The 2,780-nt window shown below is 52.3% G+C and carries 1 protein-coding gene; it reads left to right on the top strand.

The window, feature by feature from the left end:
• Positions 1-985: 985 nt before the first annotated feature.
• Positions 986-2,780 (top strand): hypothetical protein (locus tag ACV22V_RS32240; RefSeq protein WP_448016777.1); only part of this gene is annotated, 1,795 nt, incomplete at its 3' end.

The following is a 2,780-nucleotide window of genomic DNA, read 5'->3' as shown; positions in this document are numbered from 1 at the left end:
GTTGAAACGTTCAGGCCTGCCTGGATACCGTCGATTGGATCGTGGGCTATTACAATCGGCGACGCCTGCATACGTCGATCGACTACCTTGCCCCCGTCGACTACGAGGCCAGGTTGATCGCCGCATGAGTTGCTGTACGTGGAATCGAGGCAGGGTCACCTTCTTCATGCCCCATTATATTCGCCGACTTCTGGAACAACCTGACAGTACCACGCTGACTGATCATGTGTGACGTTTCGCGTTATGAGGCGTAGCTTCGGCAAGCCTGGCGCGGGCAATACGCTTTTGCGATAGGGTTTTGCTTTTTCCAGAGCGTCGAGCCGCCACAAGCATGCAAATCTACGATCGAGGTCGACAGTCAATGCTTGATGTAACGATTGAATCGTCAACATCAGGTAATGCCAAAAAAATTGAAATGCGTAGTGCAAGTCCGACTCGTAGTCAACATTTTGGCACTATGAGCGTGGCACCTCCGTTGAATTCGCTAGGGCTCTTATCTATACGCGTCTGTATGAGCGCGAAGGCCTGCCTTTAAGCACCCGTCTCCTGAATGTCTGGAACGAGACGGTGTTGATTGATGGGGTAAGGACTCCGCGATTTACCTACGTCGGTCAGGCTTCTCCTGACAGGTGATCAGCGCAGCCGGTCGAATGGGGTACTCTGATCTACAAGCGATTTTATACAATCAAATTATGGTCTTGGACCGAGGTGCGGCGAATGCGCAAATCCCGGCCGCGCCTCAAGCAGTCGCCGAAAAACCGGGGGCGCTTCAAAGAGAACGACATCAATGTTGCCGATTCGTGGGAACGCTCCCGGGCGCACATCAGATTTGAACGACGACACGCAAACACCGGATATCCGAGCGCAGTCGTCAGGGACCGCCGCATCGCTGCCGGCCCCTACGCAGATGACGGCCTCAATTGAACGGACACTCGGACTTCCACTGCGGGTGGGAGCGCATCCTGTTTGGGGCCCCGACAGCTTCGTGAAGGGCAAGGGCAATTACGCGCAACTGAAATTCACGTCCGACGTGCGTAAAAATACGATCCTCCAGATTGAACGAGCAGAGCGGCAGACGAAGGTGGACCCTCTGGCGGTTCCCGGTGCTGATCTGTATGCGGCAGCGGCGACAGCTGAAAAAGCAGCCCTTCACGGTCCTCGTGTCGCGTACGCGACGGAGGGAGAGAGACAAGCGTTCATGCATCGATGTGACGACGTGGCAGCAAACGAGGTGCCACCATTCCCCGGCCCGGGTCAGCGGGAGGCGTCCGGGGATCCTGTTGCTCAAACGACGGTGACCGGTATAACGCGTGCCGATACGGCGGCTCAACTGATCATGGACAATCAGGGCCTGCGCAGAGGCATTAAGGTACAGGGGCGGGAAATTGTTGCCAATATACCTACAAGTCTTACCCCATTGTCCAAGGAGGGAGCAGACAATGCAATTCTAAAGCAGTCAGTTTCATTGCACTCTGTCGGGAGGCAACCGCCGCAGGGTGCACCAAATTCACCTCAGATGACTAGTGTTCCAAGGAAAATTGATAATGAAAAATGGGGTGAGGTGGTTGATTTGATAAATGACGATAGCATCATAAGTCAGTACAAGTTATCACCTGCTGGCAAATGCAGGGAGTGTGCGTATAGAATATCAAAAATTCTCTATGATAATCATATCCCGCACTCCGCGACTGGCGTTCTTGTCTGGTCTGGGGTTTCCAATTTAAATCCGACAAATCATTATGCGATATCTGCAAATTTTGGCGATGCAGAAATGGTAATTGATCCGTCGTTTGGTCAATTTGGGTCAATGACACCTTTCTATGGCGAAAAAGAAAAATGGATTGAAAATTTGAAGGATGCGTTTAAAAATAAGCTTATAATTTCAAAGGAGTACGCTGATATCAGTCTCGCAGAGCGGGAAATTTATGGTCTGTTTTTTGCTGCTCCGAGTGACTTTAATGGAAACATTATTCAAAGTACGCGCTGGCACGATCGAATCTTGAAAAATCCGGCAGCATATGCAGCATATGAGCGAAAAATTCTGGGGGAAGGGGCGAGAAACGTAGCGTCTAAAAGTTTGATTGGCAAACTTGCGTCAACCGTGGCGAAATATCGGATAGTGAAATCACAAGATGATAAGCCGCAGACAAAGTCTATCTCCTCAGACTGGACAGCGAATGATCAGAGCACCCGTGCGTCAGCGCAGAAAGGCTCTGGAAACGTGGAAAGATCCGCGCTGAACAATACGGTCAACCTGTACGGCATGGAGGCTGCGGATGCCAAGCGGGAAATGGGGGCCACTGATATTCACGCCCTTGCCAGCCAGATTCGCCAAATGGGTTCGTGGGACAACGCAGCAGGGGATTTAGTGCCCGCATTGCTGACGGATTCGCCGCTATGGCCGCGAGGCCGAGCGCTGATGATGGTGAATGAACAGACGGGGCAAGAATATACGCTCAAAGACCCTGAGCAAGGTGTACCGCACCGTGAGCCTGTGCGAATCATGCGAGTCAATGAGAATCACTATGTCGCGATGCAAGGAAATACGCGTCTGGATGTACCAAGCGATGGAGACTGCTTTTATCACGCGGTGTTGAAGGCGCTTGGCACGGATATCCGTCCGCTGATGAGGCAACTCGGCTTTCAGGGTGGTTCGGACGAGTCTCAGGTTATTCAAGCCTTGAGAAGATATCTTGCAAATCGTCTGGAGACGCATGCACGGCGCTATGAGCCTATGGTCGAGTTGATTCGTATCGCGGAGACGGGCCCCCAACCGCCGA

This window comes from Burkholderia sp. AW33-5, assembly GCF_053427615.1.
This window is presented reverse-complemented; position numbering and strand designations above follow the sequence as displayed.